The organism is Paraburkholderia humisilvae, from assembly GCF_902859855.1.
In the GTDB taxonomy this organism is placed as follows: domain Bacteria; phylum Pseudomonadota; class Gammaproteobacteria; order Burkholderiales; family Burkholderiaceae; genus Paraburkholderia; species Paraburkholderia humisilvae.
Genome location: NZ_CADIKH010000059.1, coordinates 13,238 through 34,841, shown reverse-complemented (window position 1 = coordinate 34,841; position 21,604 = coordinate 13,238). Strand labels below are relative to the sequence as shown.

6 protein-coding genes and 1 pseudogene are annotated in these 21,604 nt (G+C 62.2%); 3 read left to right on the top strand and 4 right to left on the bottom strand.

Annotated features, from left to right (window positions below; all coding sequences use genetic code 11):
* Positions 1 to 325, bottom strand: a pseudogene (locus HV796_RS33835) (type II secretion system protein GspE); the annotation flags it as partial.
* Positions 326 to 336: 11 nt separating this feature from the next.
* Positions 337 to 2,838 carry a type II secretion system secretin GspD gene (gspD, locus tag HV796_RS33830; protein ID WP_175232250.1) on the bottom strand — a complete coding sequence of 834 codons (2,502 nt, stop codon included), beginning with the start codon at positions 2,836 to 2,838 and terminating at the stop codon, positions 337 to 339.
* 734 nt (positions 2,839 to 3,572) lie between these two features.
* Between gspD and HV796_RS33825 the strand changes: the two genes are divergently transcribed.
* The 3 genes from HV796_RS33825 (at position 3,573) to HV796_RS44370 (ending at position 6,344) form a co-directional block, all read left to right on the top strand.
* Positions 3,573 to 4,826 carry a substrate-binding domain-containing protein gene (locus tag HV796_RS33825; protein ID WP_175232249.1) on the top strand — a complete coding sequence of 418 codons (1,254 nt, stop codon included), beginning with the start codon at positions 3,573 to 3,575 and terminating at the stop codon, positions 4,824 to 4,826.
* Between the two features lie 256 nt (positions 4,827 to 5,082).
* The gene (locus tag HV796_RS44375; protein ID WP_246356180.1) at positions 5,083 to 5,871 is read left to right on the top strand and encodes a substrate-binding domain-containing protein; all 789 of its coding nucleotides are present in this window, start codon (positions 5,083 to 5,085) and stop codon (positions 5,869 to 5,871) included.
* Positions 5,838 to 6,344, top strand: coding sequence for a hypothetical protein (locus tag HV796_RS44370; RefSeq protein ID WP_246356182.1), 507 nt, complete (start codon positions 5,838 to 5,840; stop codon positions 6,342 to 6,344). Before HV796_RS44375 ends, HV796_RS44370 begins: the two co-directional genes overlap by 34 nt.
* 91 nt (positions 6,345 to 6,435) lie before the next feature.
* Here the strand turns inward: HV796_RS44370 and HV796_RS33815 are convergent, their stop codons facing one another.
* Both HV796_RS33815 and HV796_RS33810 read right to left on the bottom strand, forming a co-directional pair.
* Complete coding sequence (locus HV796_RS33815) at positions 6,436 to 19,098, bottom strand: filamentous haemagglutinin family protein (protein WP_175232248.1); 12,663 nt, start codon at positions 19,096 to 19,098, stop codon at positions 6,436 to 6,438.
* Positions 19,099 to 19,331: 233 nt separating this feature from the next.
* Positions 19,332 to 21,599, bottom strand: a complete 2,268-nt coding sequence (locus tag HV796_RS33810) for a tetratricopeptide repeat protein (protein ID WP_246356179.1) — start codon at positions 21,597 to 21,599, stop codon at positions 19,332 to 19,334.
* Positions 21,600 to 21,604 lie beyond the last annotated feature (5 nt).

Here is a 21,604-nt window from a genome sequence, read left to right as displayed (position 1 = left end):
TCAGCCGCGACAGATCGACTTCGCCTTCCACTTCTCCGACCACCTGCGCGGCGCTGCCGTCCTGGCGCGAATACGCGGCGTTAATGGCCTGCGCGAGTTCGTCGGCGGGCACGCAAACCAGCGACACCATCGACACATTGCGCGATACCTCGGCAATCGCCGAAATCGGCGTGCGTTCGCTGATCCAGACTTCGATCGTGTCGTCCTGCTGGTTCGCAATCAGAATCTGACCGTTGCGCGCGAAACCATACGGCAGCATCCGCGACGGATCGAGCCTCGCGGGTTCACGCGGTTGCGTCGCAGCGGGGGCGACAGGAGAAAGCATCGTTTCGTCTGTCATGGCTGATCCGTTCTTTGATAGTTGGCGCCGGCGGAGGACGAAGGGTCCAAGAGCGGCACCGCGCTGGATGGTTGAGCGGCCGAAACCGTCGGCGCGCCGACAGTCACGTTCGGCTCGACACTGCCATTCGCCGTAGCGGTCGGAACCGAAGCCGAAGTTGAATCCGCGGCCGCACCCGACACATCCGACGCCGGCGCCGCAGGCGCCGCCCCAACCGGCCCAGTCGGTGGCGGCGGCACCGGACGCCGCATCTGGTTCAAATCGAAGATCCCGTTCTGCGCCGGCACGCCCTGCGAAGGCGGAGGCGCGGGTGGCGGCAGCACCGGAACATCGTGATCGCGGATGATCCGGTTGTCGGTCGACTGGTCAAGCGTCTGGCCCCGCACGTAGTCGTAGCGGTTCGTGGAGATATCGGCGAGCGTCTGACCATCGCGAATAATCACCGGCCGCAGGAACACCATCACATTGGTTTTCGTGCGAGCCTTGTTTTCAGCGCGGAACAGCGAGCCGATTAAGGGAATGTCGCCCAGCAGCGGCACCTTGTTGTTGCCGTCCGCGTAGCTGTCCTGAATCAGCCCGCCAAGCACGACGATTTCGCCATCGTCGGACAGCACCGTCGATTGCACCGAGCGCTTGATGATCGTCACGCCGCCGGGGTTATTGATCGACGACTGATCCACCGACGAATCTTCCGAATAGATCTGCAGCTTGATCGCACCGCCGTGCGTGATTTGCGGCTTCACATGAAGCACGATGCCGACGTCCTCGCGATCGAACGTGTTGAACGCGGAGACGCTACCGCTCGTCACCGTGGTCCCCGTTGCGATCGACCCGGTCTGAATCGGCACATTCGAGCCGACTACAATGCGCGCTTCTTCGTTATCGAGCGTGATCAGATTCGGCGATGAAAGAATGCTCGCATCGCTGACCGTCGACAGCGCCTGCACGAGCGCACCCAGCCCGAAGATATTGCCGAACTTGTGAATCAGGCCAATATTGACGCCGTTGTTCAACAACGTGGTGGTCGCCGCGGTCGACAGATTCTGTGCAATCGACTGGCCTTGCGCGGTCAGGTTGACGATGCCCTGGCTCGTCGGCGGCACATTGAAGTTTGACGTTCCGTACAGGATGTTGTTGCCGCCATTCGACTGCAACGCACCTTGCCACTGCACGCCGAGATTCGCCGCCGACGTCGCGCTCATCTCGACAATCATCGCTTCAAGATAGACCTGCGCGCGGCGCACGTCGAGCTGGTCGATCACGTTGCGCACATTCCGATAGACGGGCTCGGGTGCCGTCACCACGAGTGAGTTCGTCGCCGGGTCCGCCTGAATCATGCCGCCCGAGCCGTTGTCGCTACCGGGGGCGCCGCCGCGCGCGCCGGCAATCAGTCCGCCTTGACCGCCTGGTCCGCTCGCGCCGCTGCCGTAGGTCGAACCGCCGGTGCTATCCGATGAACTGGGCAATGGCGGCATACCCGGCGTGCCGGTCGACGACGAACCGCCGTTGCCCGAACTGCCGTTGCTGCCGCTCTTGCTCCCGAAACCGCCATTGTTGTCGTTAAAGCTTTTCGAGCTTTTGTCCGAATCTGATGCGCTATCGCCGCCCCCTAAGCCGAGCATCCCGCGCAACACCTTCGCAAGTTCGACGGAATTCGCGTTCTGCAGCCGCACGACATGCATATTGCCGGGCACGCGCGTCGGCGCGTCGAGTTGCGCGATCAGCGCTTTCGCATCGCGAATGCGGCCGGGGTCGCTTGCACGCAGCAGCAGCGCGTTGATACGCGAGTCCGCGGTGACCGACACCTTCAGCGTCGCATCGGTATTGCCGACGGCGCTCGGGTCCAGCATTTTCTGCACGATCGGTTCGAGGTCGACCGCGCTTTCGTGATTGAGCGGCACGACCGCGACCCTCTGCGACGCGTTGCCATCGACGCCCGCGATGATGTCGGCGATACGCCGCACGTTGTCCGCGTAGTCGGTAACGATCAGTGTGTTGTCGGCCGGGTACGCGGCAATCGTGTTGTTCGGGCTGACCAGCGGCTTCAGCGCGGGCAGCAGGTTGTTCGCCGATTCGTTGCGCAGCCGGAAAACCTGCGTAATCACGTGGTCGCCGCGCGCCTTAGGCGTATTGCCGACGTAGGTGGGCACGCCTTGCAGCTTCGCGTCCGCTTCCGGCACGACCTTCAGAATGCCGTTGTCGCGCACGAGCGAAAAGCCTTGCATGCGCAGCGCGGACTCGAGCGTCTTCAGCGCGAGTTCCTTGCTCACGGGGTTATCGGAAACGAGGTTCAGCTGTCCTTTGACACGCGGGTCAACAATGATCGTCGTGTCCGTCGCAGCGCCGATCGCCTTCGCGACCTGGCTGATATCGACGTTCGAGAAGCTGAGGCTGACCTGCTGCTGCGCGTGCACGTGCGGTGTCGACAGGAGGCTGAGAACCAGCATCGCGCAGGTTGTTGCATGGTGACGTCGGGAACGGGAACGTGTGCGTGTCATAGACCTGAAATCGATGCCGGCATGCGGCGCGGGCCGAAACGGACGCGCAGGCGCGATGCGGCGCGTGACTCGCGGACCCTTTTGCGTTCGATGCGACGCATACGGATTCGCCGGCAAAGACTAAGCAGCCGACAGGAGCAATTTTGTGACAGGTGTTGCGTAACATTTTGACGCCCCCGTTTTACGGATGTCGAATGTGGAGATTTGTGGTCTTTTGCGGGGTTGGATTGAGTTTTGATTAAAACCACCACGGGTGATTTAAATGTTCGATCGTCTAGACGAGTTTAAATCGATTTAAGGTTTTATGCGGGTTTGCGATAAAAGTTATTAGGCGGCTGATTGCGGAATCGTGCTTGTGTGTTTTTTGAACGGGTAAGGCAAACTATGCTGGATGCGACGTTTTTGCGCATTGCATCGTGCATGAGTGCTCGGGCCGTGAACCTTACAGGATAAGGTTCACGGCCTTATATAGCGTACCGCCTCGCTGACGGACCACAACGGTTGGGTACGCTGCGGACAGCCTCCTCAAAGTTGGCACTTTGCTTCCATTTCATATCTCTATTCAATTCGGATTGCTGCCGCTCAATCGAGCCTGGCAAAATGTTACGGACCATTCGTTACTAAAAATTCACGCTCAATCGATCAATTAACGTCTAAATTGCTCCCGGCAGTCGACGCGATAGCGTCACTGCTCACAGCTGGTTCCCCCGTTATCTTCACTTGAAGGAATCTTCATGAAATCCAGTAAGCGCAAGATTAGTCTGGCTGTTGCATTCGTTGTTACCGGCTTTGGCGCAGTTGCAGCTGCTCAAGCCGCTCCGCTGCTCGGCGGCGGTTCGACGCTCGTTCAGCCGACGATCACCGTCGAAGGCACGGGCGTACTGTCGTATTGGGGTGTCGGTTCGGGCCTCGGCCAGACCGCGTTCCTGAACAACGACGCAACGAAGTTCACGTCTGTCGTGACCGGCACCACCCTCACGGCGAGCGGCACGGTCGACTTTGCGAACAGCGATGCACCGCTGAGCGCTGCGCAGATCTCGGCCTACGCGTCGAGCACGGTCGGCCAGTCGAGCGGCGCGCTGATCCAGATCCCCTACATCACCACGCCGATCACGATTCCGCTCGTGCACGCACCGGCTGGTAATGGCCCCGCATTTACGAACGACCCGTCGAACACGCCGACCGTCGCGCTGAACGATGCTGACCTGTGCGGCATCTTCTCCGGTGCTATCAGCGACTGGAAAGACGTCCAGAACCCCGACACCGGCTCGAACTATCCGGCTGGCGCTATCACGGTGATCTATCGCTCGGACAACAGCGGCACGACCGATCTGCTGACCGCTCACCTCGCACAGGTTTGCCCGGCGCCGATCGGCCAGGTCACGAAGTTCATCGAAACGCAGAATTTCGCGAGCCTGTTCCCGTCGTCGCAACCGCCGGCTAACTTCAAGTCGGCGAGCGGCAGCGGTGGCGTGGCAGGGTTGCTGCTGGCCCAGTCGGGTGCGGCAATCGGCTACCTGAGCCCGGATTACACGAACAAGTTCCTCGCTCCGTCGAGCACGACGGCTCAGCAGAACAACCTGTCGGTGGCCAGCCTGCGCCTTGCGGGAACCACCACGGACGTCCTGCCGACGTTCGCCAATGCGTCGCTCGCCGTTGGAACGGTGGCGGCTCCGACCACGCTCGTTCGTGCCCGCGTTCAAACGAACTGGGTACCGGCCGCCAGCAATCCGACGGCGGGCTACCCGATCTCCGGCACGAGCCAGATCATCGTGAGCCAGTGCTATGCGGATTCGACGGCTGCGTCCGCTGTCGTGAACTTCCTGAAGACGCACTACAACAGCAACGCCGCGCTGCTTAACGGCAATGGCTTCGCCACGGTGCCGTCGAGCTACCTGACGGCCATCGGTGCCGACTTCCTGTCGAACACCAGCGGGTTCAACCTCGACATCGGCAATACGTCTGTTTGCACGGTGACGGGTCGCTAATCGCGGACTTGTCTGAAGTCCTCGATTTGCTTGTAGTTCGCTAGTAGTTGCGCCACGGCCCTGCCCTGCAGGTCCGTGGCGCTTTTCCATTCTTGAACTGCTTCCAGGCCAGCCTGCGTAACGCATCAATCGGCATGAATGCCGAACGGCGATTCCAGAATGCGGTGTTCGCTGTCAGCGGCACTTCGGATCAGACGGTGTCGACGCAGCAACGGCACCGCGCACAGTTGGCCCGCTTTCACTTGGAGGAATGTTTATGCAATCCAGTAAGTGTAAGATCAGCCTCGCTGTTGCCCTTGTGCTCTCCGGTCTGGGCGCGGCAAATGCGCAAGCGGCGCCTCTGCTTGGCGGCGGTTCGAAGGTCATTCAAGCGCTGATTTCCGCCGAAGGCATGGGCGGCGTGCTCGCCTATTGGGGCGTCGGCTCAGGCTTGGGCCAAACGGCATTCCTGGACAACGACGCAACGAAGTTCACGTCTGCTGCGGCAAGCGTCACTCTCACCGCGAGCGGCACCGTCGATTTCGCGAACAGCGATGTGCCGCTGAGCATCCCGCAACTATCAAGCTATCCGCTCGGCTTGGTCGGCATACTAAGCGGCCCGCTAATCCAGATTCCCTATATCGTCACGCCGGTCGCGATTGCGTTCGTCCATGCGCCGGCGGGAACCGGCCCGGCGCTGCCGAACGATCCGTCGCTCACGCCAACCGTCGCGCTGGATGATGCTGACTTGTGCGGTATCTTCTCGGGCGCCATCACGGACTGGAAAGACGTCACGAACCCTGACACCGGTGTGCGGTATCCAGGTGCCCCGATCAAGGTGATCTATCAATCGGACGCCGACAGCGGCATGACCGACCTGCTGACTGCGCACCTCGCACAGGTGTGCCCGGCGCCGTCGGGTGCGGTCACGAAGTTCGTCGAGACACAAAACTTCGCGAGTCTTTTCCCGTCAGCAAAACGCCGGGCAACTTTATTGCGGCGAGCGGCGACGACGGCGTCGCCGCCTCGCTGTTGGCTCAATCAGGTGCGGCCGTTGGCTACCTGAGCCCGGCCTACACAAACGCGTTCCTCGCCCCGTCGAGCTCACCGGCAAAGGCCAACAAGCTCCCGGTGGCCAGCCTGCGCAACGCGGCGACCCGTACGGACCTGGTTCCGACGTTCCAGAACGCAGCACTCGCCGCCGGCACGGTGGCGGCCCCGACCACGCTTGTTCGTGCCCGCGTGCAAACGAACTGGGTGCCAATCGTCAGCAACCCGACGCTGGGCTATCCGATCTCCGGTACGAGCGAGATTATCCTGAGCCAGTGCTATGCCAACCCATCAGCTACGTCCAGTATCGTGAACTTCCTGAATACGCACTACCACAGCAACGCCGCGCTCATTCACGGCTATGGCTTCGACGTGGTGCCAGCGACCTTCCTCTCGGAGATCGGCAACGACTTCCTGTCCGACACCCACGGGTTCAGATTGAACATCGGCAATGCGGTCGTCTGTACCGGGCCGGTTCAGGGTCGCTAATGTCTGTATGGCACTGCAAGCACATTGCCTGTAGTTCGTTAGCACGTCACGGCCCCGATTCACAGGGCCGTGACGGTCCCCCCCACGCGCGCTAGATCTTCCCCATCTTGTCCCGTTCCGCGTTGCTGAGCACTGCCCGCTGCGTTTGCCCGACAGCACCGAAGCCCAGAATCGACACCGCGCTCGAAGAATCGTAGCTGACCTGCCCCGGCGTGCGTTTCTTGCTCTCGTCATCGCCTGTGTCGCCGAAACCTTCAACGCGTACGGAGATGATCCAGTGACGAGGCGCCCCACCGGACGCGTTCCTCTTCACAAGATCCTGCGCCAGCTCTGTCGCGGCCGACGCGGCCGCGCTCGCCGCGGTCAGCGCGCCGGTATCCACCGCTGAGACTGTCGGAATACCGGTGGCGGTGCCCTGCACCTGCACGTTGTCCGCATTCGCCACATGCAACGCGGCGACGTTCAGGTTGCCCGACACGCGAATGCCCGCGTCACCCGCGTCAACCGTGCCGCGCGGCGCGATCAGGTTTACGTCGCCTGGCGCCGCGCCAGGAATGGTCTGCAGGGTTGCAATACCCGCGCCTGTCACCTCGCCACGCGCGTCCACCGTACAGTAGTGGTTCACGTCGCACACATAGACCGGCGCCGGAATATCCGCCGCCGACTTCGCGCCCTTACCCGCGTTGATATCGCCGTTCGAACTCCAGATCGTCATCCCGCCGCCCTGCTCGGTGAAGATCCGGCTTTGCGCGAGCAGCACGCTGCGATCGGTGAAGATATCGATATCGCCTTGCTCGAGCGTGAGGATACCCATCGTGCTGGGGCCCGCCACAACGTTGCCACTGGCGTTGACGATCTCCGGTGGCGCCGACGTGCTGCCAATCAGCGCCTGTCCGCCAGGGCCGAGAATGCTGACGTTGCCGCCCTGCTGCGTCTGGATCGTGGTGCTGCGAATGTCAAGATCGCCGGTATCCACCAGCTTGTTTGCGCCGTTGTTGCCGCCATCCAGGTTGTTCGCGGTATAACCGAGCGAAGCCGGGAACAGCGTATTGATCGCCTGATACCCGCGCGCGTACTGATGGAAGAATGGGCTCGACGGATTGTTGAAGTCGTTGCCCACGTCCGTCAGCACGCTGAAGAGCACCTGCTGTGCGAACATCTGCTGCACGTATGAAGGCAACGCCTGGAATTGCGACCACGCCTGCTCCGTCGTCAGCGTTCCCACTTTGGCCAGCGCCGCTGCTTTGTCCTGCGCAAACCCCGTATCCACGTCGAGGCCCGCATCGTACTGTTCCATGAAGGCGATCAGTGCCGGCGTCGAGCTCGGCACGCCGGTCACCGTGCTGGCGGGGTCGATGTACGAGGAGATGAACGTGGCATAGTCGACGCCCGGCCCTATTCCGAATAGCACCTGAACGTTCGCACTCTCGTGCGGCAAGTTTGGATTCGCCGCGTTGCCGATCGCTTCGATCCCTAGTGGAGGATGGGCACTGGGAGTGGTATTCACCCCCCCTGCGTTGCTGGCTATCGCATCCTGTTCATTCGACAGTGGCCCGATATTACGGCCGGCTTCGACATCGAACGTACCAGGTCCGCCGAGCACCAAGCTCGGTATCGTAAGGTCACCACGCACGAGCGGCGTATCGAGAATATCGCGACCCGCGAGGATACGCGTCACGTCGTCGGTACGCAGATTCTGACCCTGGAAAGCGAGATTCAAGATATCCTGGCCAGCCTGAAGCAGTGCGGGTTTGTCGACGACCAGGCGAATCAGATTATCGTAGGACCCCGCATTGGCCTTCCCGGCCGGTTCCAGAATGCCGTCGATAATGCTGCCGTTCAGGCTATAGATGCGCACCGGGTCCGTGTCATCCGCATGCAACGCGCTCAGAGCGTGCGCGGTCGTGCCGATGTCGTCCGGGAAAGGAATAATCGCGTCGGGATCGAGCGGCGAGGGCATCTGTGCCGGATCGACATCCAGCATGCCGAACACTGACGCAGTATTGGTAGCGCCACCAATCTGCTTGACAGTTAAACCGCTCACGCTGGAAAGGTTCACCGACTGATCCGCGATGAGGTTCAGATTTCCCGTTGCCGACGGGAACAGTTCGCCACCGGATGCAACTGTTATCCCACCCGTGAAGGCAGTTAGATCCACGGTTGCAGGCAGAACACTGCCCGCTTCGCCAATGGCGTGAAGCGAGCTCAGTTGCTGTACATTCAGCGTTCCGAACTGAACATCACCTGTCGTCGATTCGACATTGATGGCCGACGTGGACGAATAACCCTTACCATCGCCGCCTTTGAGATACGACGGGTCGAACACTCCACCTACATTCACACCTTGGCGGGCGCTAACGTTCAGTACTGCGTCTTGCAACGCAAAGAGCGGCGCCACATCTACCGGCGCCTGCCCCACGAGGTTTGACGACACGCTCAAACCCACCCCGATCTGCCCGCCTGCGCTAATCGTCGCGGTACCCTTCGCGACGAAATAGTCACCGCTCAGAATGTTCCCACCGGCCCTGACAGTAAGATCCCCGCCGCCGACCGTATTGACAATCGGATTGTCGGTCGTGGCGTTTGTCAGATACCACGTAGTGGGCAGCGAAACGGCAAGATTCGTGATGTCACCGCCCGCGCTGACGGACACATTGCCGCCGACACTCATGATCCCCTGATCGAACGCGCCGAAGTTGATCGAAGTCTGGACGGTTTGCGTGGTGGGTGTAGTCAACCCGACCGGACCTGTCTGATTGTTCGTTTGCATCCACTGCCACCAGAACTGGCTGATGTTCACGCCAGCCTGGCCCGTCAGTGCGCCCGTCGTGTCGACCACATTTTCGACACCGGTGATATCGCCTTGCGCGTGAACATTGATATCGCCCGCCGCGTAGGGGCTGACGGTAGGCGAGACGATGAGATCCGGCAGAGATTGATTGGGACTGGCCGGGAGAATGCTCGCCGTGCCCCCTTGGACCGTCCCCGCTACGGGCACGCCGGCCGTGTAGATCACACCGGGGGCAAGCGTATCCGCAAGCGTTATGTCGTTTCCAGCGGCGATCGAGATCGAGCCGTTGCCGGTACGGATCGTCGTCGGCGCCAGCAAGGTCTGCTTATCGGGCGAGTTCGGGTTGTTCGCGTTGTTGAACGCAAAATGTCCATCCAGTATCACACTGCCGTTTTCCGTTGCAGGGTCGCCTGACGATGGCGTGAAGAGTGCCGCGGCCTGCAGTGCAAGCGGATTGGCGCTCGCAAGGTTGGCGCCCGCGACAATGTTGAAGCTCGTACTGTTCCCGCCCATCAGCGACGCGGACTGAAGCGGTAACGAATTGCCGGCTACCGGAACAGGCGACGGTGAATTGTCCGTGGCCGAAGGACTGATCACAATGACCGTTCCCGGCGCAATCACGCTGCTCAAGGAAGTCGGTGGAGGCTGCACCCACTCCAGATGAGGCGTGACCCCGTTCGTCATCGCATAAGTGATCACGCTGTCGAGGTACGCCGTGTAATTCCCAAGGTACTGCAGGTATTGCGTCGGGTCGCCCGTCGTCGGATACGGAACTGTCAATGTCGGCTGCCCGGCAATGAGCGGCTGGCTCAACCAGCTATTTACCTTGTGAGCGCCATTAGGGACATGAAGCAGAGCAAGCGGTCCGGTGCCCTGTTGAGAAAATTCTTTCTCGACGGCGGTTTGAGGTTGAAGCAGCAGCTCAATGTACTCGTGATAAAGCGCATAATATTCAGAGGTCAGATCAGACGAACCGCTCAGCTTCGCCGGGGCAAGAATGGGCGAAACATAACCGTACTTGAGATAGAACCCGCCGTAATAGTAGGCCGGCCCATACAGGGCGGCATGTTCAGTGGAGTAGGTGTAGTTAAAACCCGGTGCAACTATCGAAGCCCCAATGCCCGTGGGATTCGCAATCTGAAAGAACCCGTCCGACAGGCTCGCTTCCACCTTGACGTCGTTTTCAGCACGGAACGTGATAACCGGCGCCTCACCATGAAAGCGGAACGCCAGGTCCGTCGAACTGCCGGCGCCCAGATTCCACGGCGTCAAAATCGAGATGTCGCCGTCATTGATGCTCGGGCTCGGATTGTCGAGTTCGATGCCCGGCACCACGGCGAAGTTCGTGATGCCAGTGTTCGCGAACTGCGTCGCCACGCCGTCGAGACCGTTTTCGACGAAGCCCATCAGCGTGCCGGCGCCTTTCGACGAGTCTCCGTCTTTATAGCCGTAGAACGTTTCGTGATCGGTGTTAGCCGATGACGGTGCGAAGTAAAAGTTCTCGAGATCGCTCGCGAGCTGATCGGCCGTCGCTGCCGTGGTCGTGCCGTTGGTCGTGAAGGTGCCGAGTGCACCATCGGCTCCCGGCGTGTAGGTGATCGTCGTGCTGCCGTCCTGGCTCGTGAAGGTTCCCGCGAGCAGGTTGCCATGGCTGTCGTACCAGCCGGACGGATCGACGATCCCGTCGAAGTGCTGCGGACCCGTCGTATTGTCGGTCGTACTCCACACCGCGTATGCCTGCATGTTCACCGCGCGTGCGCCGACAATCTGGCTCGCGGGATCGGACATGCCCAGTGTCACATTGACGGTGCCGTCATCGAGCAGCGGCGCGCGCAGATTGACCACGCCCCCTTTGAGACCATTCGCCGCGACCGTCAGCGCCCCGCCGCCCGAGACATCGATCCGGGCGTTCGCGCCGAGCTTGATCAGACCCGAGTTGGCCAGCGACACGTTCTCGTACCCGTACTGCGCGTTATACGAGTTGTCCGTCGGCGTGCCGCTCGTGCCGATGTTGATCGTACCGCCCAGCTTCGTGGAGTTCGGGTTCGCGGTGGGCACGGAATTGACGAGAATGTAGGCATCCGAACTCTCGGCCAGCAGCGTGCCTTCCACATCCACGCTGCTCTTGCCATAGAGATCGATCGTCCCGCCCGCGACAGCGCCCGATGCGGTCGCCACGCCATTGGCATTGATCGTGCCGTTGATGATCACATTGCCGTTCGCCGCATCGGAAGCATTGCCCGCGCCGCCGTCGGCCGTCAGTGACACCGAATGGGCGGTGAGCGTATTGCCCGCTGACAGCATAAGGTTGCCGGCGTTGGTCTGCACGGCAATGCTGTTATTCACGCCGCTTGCGGCCAGCACAGTCGCGAGGCCATCAAGGTCTACCGCGCCGCCGGTGTCCAGCGAGAACGAGCCGCCCGCATAGCCCTTCGCCGCGTTGCCCTTGATTGTGCCGCTCAGGTTCACGACCTGCTCAGGCGCCGACAGCGTCACGCTGCCGGCCGCGCCACCGCCGCTTGCGCCCGAGAAGTCGAGCGTCGCGCCGCTCTGCACGTTCACGCTGCCCTTGTCCGCGATCAGCGAGATCGAACCCGCGGGCGCAAAAACCGTGAGGTCGAAGAACTGCTTCGCAACGCCCGTAGCGCTCACCAAGGAACCGTTGCTAACCGTCAGGTCACCGGTCGTCGCTTCGAGGCTCACATTGCCGGCCGGCGCGACGATCGTCGCGCCGTTGTCGTTGAGCGTGCCGCCGGTGAAAGACAATGCGCCGCCGACTGGTGTCAGCCCGAGCGCTTTGCCCTGGTTCGCGTTCAGGTTCAGCGTACCGGTCGTCTCGATCGTCTGATCCGAACTGGTATCGGCCAGATAAACCGGTGCGCTGAGCGTCACGCCCTGCGCGCCGAAATCGAACGTCCCGGTATTCTGGCCGACAATGCCGCCAGTCGCATTGAACGCGGACGCATTGAAACCAGCCGTCGTCTTGTCGCCGGTGCCGAAGTCGATTTCGTTCGCGTTGACAGTTAGCGTGCCGGAACCTGCTGTGCCCGCCGCGCTGGTCGGCGACCCGATTTCGTTCGTGAAGGCAATACGCTGACCGTTAAGCGTCGCCGCGCCGCCATCGCTCGTGAATGTGCCGGCGCTCAGGTCCACGTCGGTGCCGAACGTCACGTTGACGTCGCCATCGAAAGTCATCGCGCCCGAACTGCGCAGAATGACTTCCTTTGCGTTCGACAGTTGTGCGAGTTGCGCCTCGCTGACCACAAAGCCCGGCAATGCAGCCGCGGCTTCACCCGACTGGTTCGTGAAGGTGATCGCCGATGCGTCCACGGCAATCGAGTTGCCCGAGAACATCGCGGTGGGATCAAACCTCAGGTTGCCGGAAGAATCGAGTGTCAGTGCTTCACCACCGGCAATGGTCGCGCCCGCGCCGACTGTCAGTATGCCGGGGTTGGTCGCTGCATCCGTGGTATTGAGGCGAGTCACGACAGCGTCGCTACCGTTCGATACGCGCAACAGCGCACCGTCCCCGGATACTCCCCCCTTTCCGCTGCTGTCCGGCGCCACGCCGATCGTAATCGGCACGTCCTTCGCGGCAGGATAGTCGCCCTTGGCCTGAATGACGCTGCCCGCGTCGATGCGCAAGCCGTTCGCGGCGTTCGGGTCGGTGCTGTTCGGGTCGGCATTCGTGACCAGCAGGATTTCCGGGCCCGTTAGCGGACTGGCCGCATCGTTCGACACCACGACGCTATTGGCGATCGCATCGATCGTAATACCCGTGTTCGTCTGCGTGCGTGTGCCGCCGATCAGCAGGCTGCCCGCGCCGAGTGCGTCGAGCTCGTCGGCGCTGATCTGCAGATAGCCTTGCAACCCGGCCTCACCGTTGCCGAGAATCTGGATGTCCGCTGATGCGATATCGACTTCCGCCGGCGCGCCGCCTGGCCCGGCCTCGGTATTGAGTTTCGCGCCCAGCGCAAGCGCGTTGGTCGCGGCCAGCACCAGGTGCCCCGCGTCGACAGGAAGCGGCGGCGTGACATTACCCGCGCTGGCTGCCAGATTCGGGAAGAAGGCATTTGCGCTGGTCAGCGTGTATTGCGAATACTGCTGCCAAACCGCGCCCGACTGCACGTTGAACAAGGTCGGCGTTGCGCTGCGGCTGCCGTCCAGTGCATTGCCGAAATAACCGGCAACCATCACCGTGCCATCGGGCAGCGTCTTGCTCGCGCCCGGTATGACTGGACCGCTTGCCGTGGCCAGCGTCACGCGGAAAGCACCGGGCAGCGTTGCATACTTGCCCGGCAGCAGCGTATAGAACCCTGCGGGCAGACCCGGTACACCGGACAGATAAACCGACTGGCCGATTGGGCCGTTCAGCGCCGCATGGCCGACGCCGTCGCTCAACGTGGTTGTCCCAGCCGAACCGTTCGCGTTAACCGACGGTTGCACCGTCTGCGCGAAATACGGATCGTACGCCGCTACCGGGGTCTGCGCACCCGGCACGATCGCATAGACGTTCGACGCGCCGACATTCACCGGCACTGCGCTGCCGCTCGGGTTCGACGCGAAGCTGACGTTGTATTGCGACAGGACATCGCGCGTGCCGCCCGTGCCCGGCACCCATTCCGTTGCCAGCAGGTCGCCGCCGCCCGACAGGTCGATCGTCGCACCGGCATTGAGCGCCACGCTGCTGCCGTTCGCGCTGATGAACTTGGCCGGCGGCGCGTTCAGATCCGGCGTCCCGGTGGTTTGCGACGGTATCGGATTGAACTGCCATTCGACACCATCGACCGTCGTTCCATACGGAATGATCGAGCCGTCGTTCGACACCGACGTCAGGCTCCCGCTCGCGAACGTCACCGAATCCGTTGCGACCGCGGGTAAATTGGTATATGCGGTCGTCGGCAGTGCATTGGGGTCGGTCGGATCGCCGACGCCGAAGATGAGGCTGCCGGACGGCGCACGCACGGCGCCGCCCTGCATGATGTTGGTTGCATCCACAACCAGCGTGCCGCCCGCCGACAGCGGCACGCTCGACTGGCCATTTGACTCGAATGTCACGGTTGTGGGTGCACGGTTGCCGCTCGAATCGGCCGGAGCGACCGCATCGATCACGAACGTGCTGCCCGTCGATGGATACAGATCCGCCGCCTTGAAAGTCAGATTGCCCGGCGTATAGATCACGCCCGGCGCAAGCACGGTGTCTGAGGTATTCGTCGAGCTGAGGCGAATGTCTCCGCTACTCGTAAAGGTGGCCTGCCCGAAATTGCTCAACTGGAATGCATTTTCCAGGTCGATAAACGACGCGTTGACGTTGAGCGTGCCATCCCCAGATGCCGGTAACGTTGTCTGCGACTGCGGTGTCGTGCCGAAAAACGGCCCGGAAATCGCGACATAGGGCGCGCTGATCGTGACGTCGGTGTCCGTCGGGGTGCCTGACGTGAGCGCGGCAGCCAACGTGCTCACCGGCGCCTGCAGGTGTCCGGGAACGCCGGTCGGCAGAAGGTTAGCCACCTGCTCGCTGCTGAGCGCGGCAACCGTGCCTGAATTGATGATGACGGCCTGGCTCGTGCTGAGGTCAACATTGCCGCTAAAGATAATCGGCGGCACCGCGTTGGTCGTGATGTTGGGAATCGGACTGCCCAGCACGAGCGTGCCGACGCCTGAGCCATCGAGCCGATCTGCCGAGAATTGCAGCACGCCCGTCTCACCAACGATATCGGCAAGGCTTTGCCCCGGCGCGAGTCCTGCCGGTACCAAATCGCCGCTTTGCTGGATGATGAGTGCGGTCGCGCCGGTCAGATCGGTGCTGGCGCCGTGAGGCTCGAAGACTTTTGTGACCGCATTAGCATCAGGAAGGATCGTCAGCGTGCCGCCTTGCGCCTGCGGCGCACCTCCGTGCGCTTGCAGCGTACCGTCGAAATACAGGCCGCTGGTCGCGGACAGCGTGATCGAGCCCGCATCGCTCCATACCGGCTGCGACGCGTACACGCCATTCGCCTGCAACTGGTCGAAGTTCGCCGACACGCCCGACACGTTGATCACCGAGCCCTTCTCGGCAACGATATAACCGGAGTCGTCCGAGATCGACACCGTGCCGCCAGACAACACCTTGCCGGTGTTCGGAACGAACGTAGTCAGGCCGTTTCTTACCGGCGTTGCAAGCGGATTGGTCAACGCGACGCCGGAGACGTCCAGTACCGCATCCTGCCCGAGCCATACGGACTTGCTGTCGCTCGTAAACAGGGTGCCGGTGCTCTGTCCAGGCAGCACGCCGTTGCTGTCCGCGCTCAGCGTGATCGAGCCGCCCGGCGCGATTAGCGCTCCGAGTACCGTCACCTGCGTCGGCGACCCGAGACTGATGTTCGCACCCGCATCGGCCACAATCGCCGCACCTTGCGCCACCGTCACAGCGCCCGTTACGCCCGGTATGTCGGGAACCGGTCCACCGCCTTGTGACGAATTTGCGTGATTGGCCACATACCCGCCCGCCGTGATGACAAGACTGGTCGGCTGACGATAGTACGGCTCAATTGTGCCAACGGAAGTAAGACCGCTTGTCGACAGGTCAGCGCCGCTCGCGGCATGCTGCAATGCCGGCAGATTCGGCATCAGGTTCTGTTGCGTGACGGTTACCTTGGCGCCGGGCGCTACCGTTGCATCGAGCACGGCGTTCAGTACGTAGCTGCCGAAACCTTGTTGCGAGAAGAAGTCCGTTGGCAAAAAGAACGACCAGATCGGTGCAGACGACGGATCACCGCCGATCTGGAAACCGTTCGCCTGCAGCGTCAGCGTTCCGCCGCCCGAAAATCCGAAGCTGCGTATGGTGCCGTCGATGGTAAGACCGCTGCTTTGCGGAACGTCATTCGAAAATAAGCCGTTGATGCCATTGAGCAACGACAGGCTGCCGCCCTCGCCGACCGGAATGCCGTTTTCCATCAGCATCTGGCCGTTGGCCAGCATCTCGCCGCCGCTCGATACGTCGATCACGCTGCCTGCCTGCAGATCGGTATTGGCCGAGGTCAACGTGATGCTGCCGCCGTTGATGTATTCGCTGCCGCCAGGCGTCGTATCGGATGCCAGCTGCGTGTCGTTGTTGATCCACTGGCCCGCGACGCTCAGCAACGCATCCGGACCGACCACAATCTTCGCCGAGCTGATCGAGATGTTGCCCGACGGCACGATCAGCGAGCCCAGCACTTCCGTGGACGGCCCGCCCTTCATCACCAGCGAGCCGCCCGGCTGCAGCACCAGCTGCGAACCTTCCGCCACGATGAAGCCGTTGGAATTGGTGCCATTCGCCGTCAGATTCACGTTCGCGAATCCACCCGCAGCGAGCGTATCGGTCGGCACAACAGTTGTGGCCCGCAGGTTGTTTGGATCGCTCGGCGAAAGCGCGTTCAGCGCGTCCGTATCAAGCGGCGTGTCGATCGAGAAATCCGGCGCCTGGTCGGTCAGTTGCGGCGCGCTGTTCTGCAGGATAATGGTGCCGGTCTGACCGGTTATCGACGTGTCGGCGCGCAGCGTAAGACCCGCGAGATTGCCAAGCAGCTTGAGCGCAGGGTCGGCGCCGAGGTTGAATGTGCCGCCGGTTGCCTGGTCGTTGCCCTGCACCTGCTTCGAGCCGCTCAACGCCTGCGCGGTGATATCGCCGTCAAGCACCATGGCCGATGACGCGAACAGGTCCAGCGTGCCTGCATTGCCGCCAACGATGAAGTCCCCTTCGTACGTGCCGCCCGCGAGCAGTGGGTCCGTGTACGTGTTGGTGATATGCCAGCGCGGATGATTGTCGACGAACTGGCCAGCAATGCCGACAAACGTATCGTTCGGGTCCGCCTGCCCGATCGGCACGATCGCGCCGTTCGAGTCGATCAGGCGCGTCGTGTTGACCATGCCGCCGAGATAGTGGATATAGCCGCCGTTCAGATTCAGCGACGAACCCGCGGCAGTCATCACTTCGTTACCCGAAAGGATAATCGTGCCGCCGTTGATCAACAGCTGGTCGATCGTGCGCGGAATCAGGTTCACATAGCCGGAGAGATTCAGGAGCGGGCTGCCGACCCATTGCACGCCGTCGCTGCGCGTACCGGTGAGCGTGCTGTCGAACACGACATTCTGCAAACCGAACAAAAAGCCGTTGCGCAGCAACGGCGAATCGGCCAGCTCGTTCTGGCCGATGCGCGGCACCGTCACCAGCGTATCGGCTATCGGCAGTGCGACATTCGACAGACCCGACACGTCGATCGTCGCACCGGTGTCCAGATAGATGCGCCCTTGCACTGCCGTGTCGCCAGGGGGCGTCACCGACGGCGACGCCCCCTGATTGGGCGTCAATGCGGCGACTGAAACAGTCGAGCCCGGCGCTTCAATCAGCGACCCCGACTGGAACCAGATCGAGCCGCCGGTCATCGTGATGTTGCCGGCCGTGAAGACCGTGCCCGGCGCCGAAGTCGCGGTCTGGCCATCGTTGTCCGGCATCACCGTCGTCACCGAATCCGAACCGAAACTCAGCAGCCCTGCACGGTGCGTGTCTAGCCCTCGCCCACTCAGTCCCGGTCCAATCGGCCCTGTATTGCTGTAGGCCGTTCCAGTCGGCGTATTCGCATAGTATTCGTCGACAGTCGAGATCGTAATGGACCCCGGCGTGTTCACGCTGGTCGTCACGCCAACGACGCCGTTCTGCTGGACGCTGCTGCCGAGCAGTGTCACGTTGCCGCGCGCGGCCTGGATCAGGCCAGTATTGACCAACGCGCCCGCCGGCGTCACGTCCACGGAACTGACCGGGCCAGTCTGCACGATCAGCTGACCACTCAGCTCGGGCTTCAACTGCTGCGGCATTGCCGGATTCGGCGTCAGGCTCACGCCGACCCCTGCGGCCAGCACCACCTGACCGCCGGTCGACGTGATGCTGCCGCCGTTGTTCACATTTGGCGCGGCAACCAGAACAAACCCTCCATCGCTGGCCGTGCCGTTTGTTTGCGTCGTGATGGATGCGCCTGGCGCGATCGTCACGCTGCCGGGCAACTCGTAGTCGGTCGGAGAATTCACCTTGACCTGATAGCCGAGCCCCAGCACCTCGTTGGGGGCGCCCGTCTGACCGGTTACATTCGACGCCTCCAGCGCAGCCAGCCCGCCTTGTGCGCTGAGGAACAGCTGGTTGCTTCTCGCAATATCCGTACCGCTTTGCTTGATCACATCGTTCTGGTTGAGCAGATCGAGCGACGTCGCGACCAGCGAATGCACGTTAACCTGCGAGCCCGGTCCAAACAGAATGCCGTTGCGATTGACCACATACACCGAGCCTTCGGCCTTGATGCTGCCAAGAATCTGGCTCGGCGCCATCGACGGATCCATGATCCGGTTCAAAATGACCCAGCTGTTCGCGCCGTTGCTCTGTGTGCCCGGGGACTGGTTGAAATAGAGCGTGGTCTGCTTGCCGACGTTCATCGTCTGCCACGTCGCGACTGCGTTTTGTGAGGTCTGATCGACTTCGACCGTCACGTGACCGCTCGCATCGACGCTCTGCCTGGGCGCGTTCGCGTTGATCCACAGGTTCGGGTTGTTCGTATCCGCACTGACCCCCGGCGCCACCTGCAATCCGCCGGGAGCAAGGCCGTTCGGCACGTTCGCCGCATTGGCGGCCGCTGCGGCCGCCGCCTGCTGCGCCGCGATCTGCTGCGCAATCCCCTGCGCCGCGTGCGCAAGGTTTCGAATCGACGGCTGGCTCAGTTGCAACGCCTGCTGCGGCGATACACCGAGGTTCGTGACCCCGGCGCCACCCGCCCCGCCGGCGCCACCCGCCGGCCGACCACCCGCCGCACTGAGATTCACCATCCCGGCATGCGCATGCGCGGTCATCCCCGCTGCGAGCATCACCGCAATCGCGCGGCACAATGGACGAACGCTCGCGCTCAATGCTGTCGACGAGTGGTGAAGATGTTGTTTTGCGCGCGCGCGTGACGCCATTTCTGCTTCCCCGAACACAAAGAATTGATGCCAGCATTCCCGCTGCGCCCAACGCGCTGCCGCGAATGCATTCCCCGAAATCGCCCTACGGGCTGATAAACGTTCAGACGTTACGGACCACCGATGGCAGCCGTATTTCTGGTGTTACGCACCTTGATGCCGACGGCATGATTCGAATCTTTTGTCACATTTTCGTCACTGACGCGGGACACGCCGAAAGCCTTGCCCCGCGGTCATTCCCGCGAGTTCTGTGCAATCCGCTGCGCGAGCGCGCGCGCGACCCGTTCGATGACATCCGGCCAGTCTCCGGGCTTGCCCTGGCGAAAAAGGCGCGCTGTCGGGTACCACGGACTGTCGTCGCGGGACAACATCCAGCGCCAGTCGGGCACGCTCGGCAGCAGCACCCACACCGGTTTGCCGAGCGCGCCCGCGAGGTGCACCACCGATGTATCCACCGAAATCACCAGGTCGAGGTTCGCGATCAGCGCCGCCGTATCAGCGAAGTTCTCGAGCTCCGCACCGAAATGAATGAGGCCGCTCTGCGCAAGTGCCGCGGTGTCCCGTTCGCGAACCTCCTGATGCAGGCTGATGAAGGTCGCGCCCAACGCGTATAGCGGTGCAAGCGCCGATAGCTTGATCGACCGGTTCAGATCGTTGGCATGCCTGGAATTGCCCGACCACCCAAGCCCGACCCTAAGCCGGCCCGAAGGCGCTCGTGCCCGCAACCGCTCGCCCCACGTGTGGATGCGCGCGGCATTGGCGTACAAGTACGGCACTTGTGCCGGAATCGACTGCAAATCAGTGTTGAACGCCAGCGGCAAGCTGAGCAGCGGCGTTTGCAGTTCGAAATCGGGCAAGGGCTCGCCAATGGCCACAAGCCGGTACCCGCCCCGCAGCGAAGACAGTAATTCTTTCAGTGGCGCGGGCACTTCAAGCACGACCGACGCACCGCGCGCCTCGACAAGGCTCGCGTAACGGCAAAGCTGCAGCGTATCGCCATAGCCCTGTTCCGAATGAAGCAGCACAGTCTTGCCGGCAAGCGGCTCTTTGCCTAACCAGAGCGTCCGGTTCGGGTGACGATGCGAGCGTGCCGCGTCCGGATCCGCCCAGCGGTATTCGTACTTGCGCCAGCCGACCGCGAAATTGCCGATCGTTAGCTGGCAATACGCTTCTTCCTGATGCGCGCCGGCTTTGGCAGGCTCCAGTTCCTGTACGCGGTGGAAGCATTCCACCGCTTCGTCGAAGCGCAGCAGTTGTTGCAGCGCGCGGCCGCGCAATGCCCAGCCGTCAGCGTCCGTCGGTTCGACGGCAACGGCAGCTTCATAGCTCGCCAATGCATCATCGAAGCGGCCCAGTTGCTGCAATGTGTGAGCACGGCTGACCAGCAACTGCGCATGGGCGCCGACGCGGGCAAGTGCGTTGTCGTAGTTTTCCAGTGCTTCGGCATATCGCTCGAGCATCCGCAATGCGACGCCCTGATTACTCAACGCGGTATGCAGGTCCGGGTCCAGCACGAGCGCGTGTCCGTAGGCGACTGCCGCTTCGGCCTCACGCCGCAAGCCATGCAGCGCGTTCGCCTTGCCAAACCATGCAGCCGCATGTTCGGGAGCGCGGGACAAAACCTGTTCGCAGCGCGTCAGAAGTTCATCATGGCGATGCAGCAGATCAAGCGCGACGCAACTGTTGTAAAGCACATCGAGATCGTCTGGCTCGATCTCCAGCGCTTCGTCATAGCTTGCAAGCGCTTCGGCATCGCGCCCCAGCATCAGCAGCATCGACCCACATTGCGACAGAATCCCCGCTACACGCGGACGCACAACGAGTGCAAGCTGGTAGCTGCGTAGCGCGTCTTCGTGACGCCCCAGATCGCGCAACGCGTGGCCGCGATTGGTATGCACCGCAAAGCCATGCGGCGCGGTCTGCAACGCGCGATCGAAACTGATCAGTGCATCTGCCGGCCGACCCAATGCACGCAACGCATTGCCGCGATTGCTCCATGCTTCCGCATATTTGGGGGCAATCGTCAGCGCCCGTTCATATGCAGCTTGAGCTTGCGCGTAGCGTTCGAGCCCAAGCAGCGCGTTGCCGTGACCCACGTGCGCCGGCGCGTGATTCGGATCGAGCCGCAGCGCCTCATCGATCGGCACAAGCGCGGCTTCGTAGCGCGCCAGTTTCGCGAGCACCATGCCGTGCGCGGCGAACGCCCATGCGCAGCGCCGTTCAAATTGCAACCCACGCGCCAGCAGTTTTTCGGCTTCGGCCGGATCGCCGGTCTGGTCGCACAACAAGCCCAGCAACAGCTGCGCCGTTGCATTGTTTGGCTCCATCGTCAGCACGCCGCGATACAGTTGTTGCGCTTCCGCGAGCGCACCTCGTTCATGCAAGTCCCGCGCTCGTTGCAACGAGGCCTGAATCGCCGAGTTCAGCATGACGGCCCGTTCGCCCGCAATGCCCGCGTGAATGTCCGCTGTCCCGTTGCCGCGTTCGCTGTCGCGTCTCATTGCTC

What these genes read in the sequence shown, in the direction of transcription:
- gspD (WP_175232250.1), bottom strand. Translation starts at nt 2,838, where the DNA reads ATGACACGCACACGTTCCCGTTCCCGACGTCACCATGCAACAACCTGC.
- HV796_RS33815 (WP_175232248.1), bottom strand. Translation starts at nt 19,098, where the DNA reads ATGGCGTCACGCGCGCGCGCAAAACAACATCTTCACCACTCGTCGACA.
- HV796_RS33810 (WP_246356179.1), bottom strand. Translation starts at nt 21,599, where the DNA reads ATGAGACGCGACAGCGAACGCGGCAACGGGACAGCGGACATTCACGCG.
- HV796_RS33825 (WP_175232249.1), top strand. Translation starts at nt 3,573, where the DNA reads ATGAAATCCAGTAAGCGCAAGATTAGTCTGGCTGTTGCATTCGTTGTT.
- HV796_RS44375 (WP_246356180.1), top strand. Translation starts at nt 5,083, where the DNA reads ATGCAATCCAGTAAGTGTAAGATCAGCCTCGCTGTTGCCCTTGTGCTC.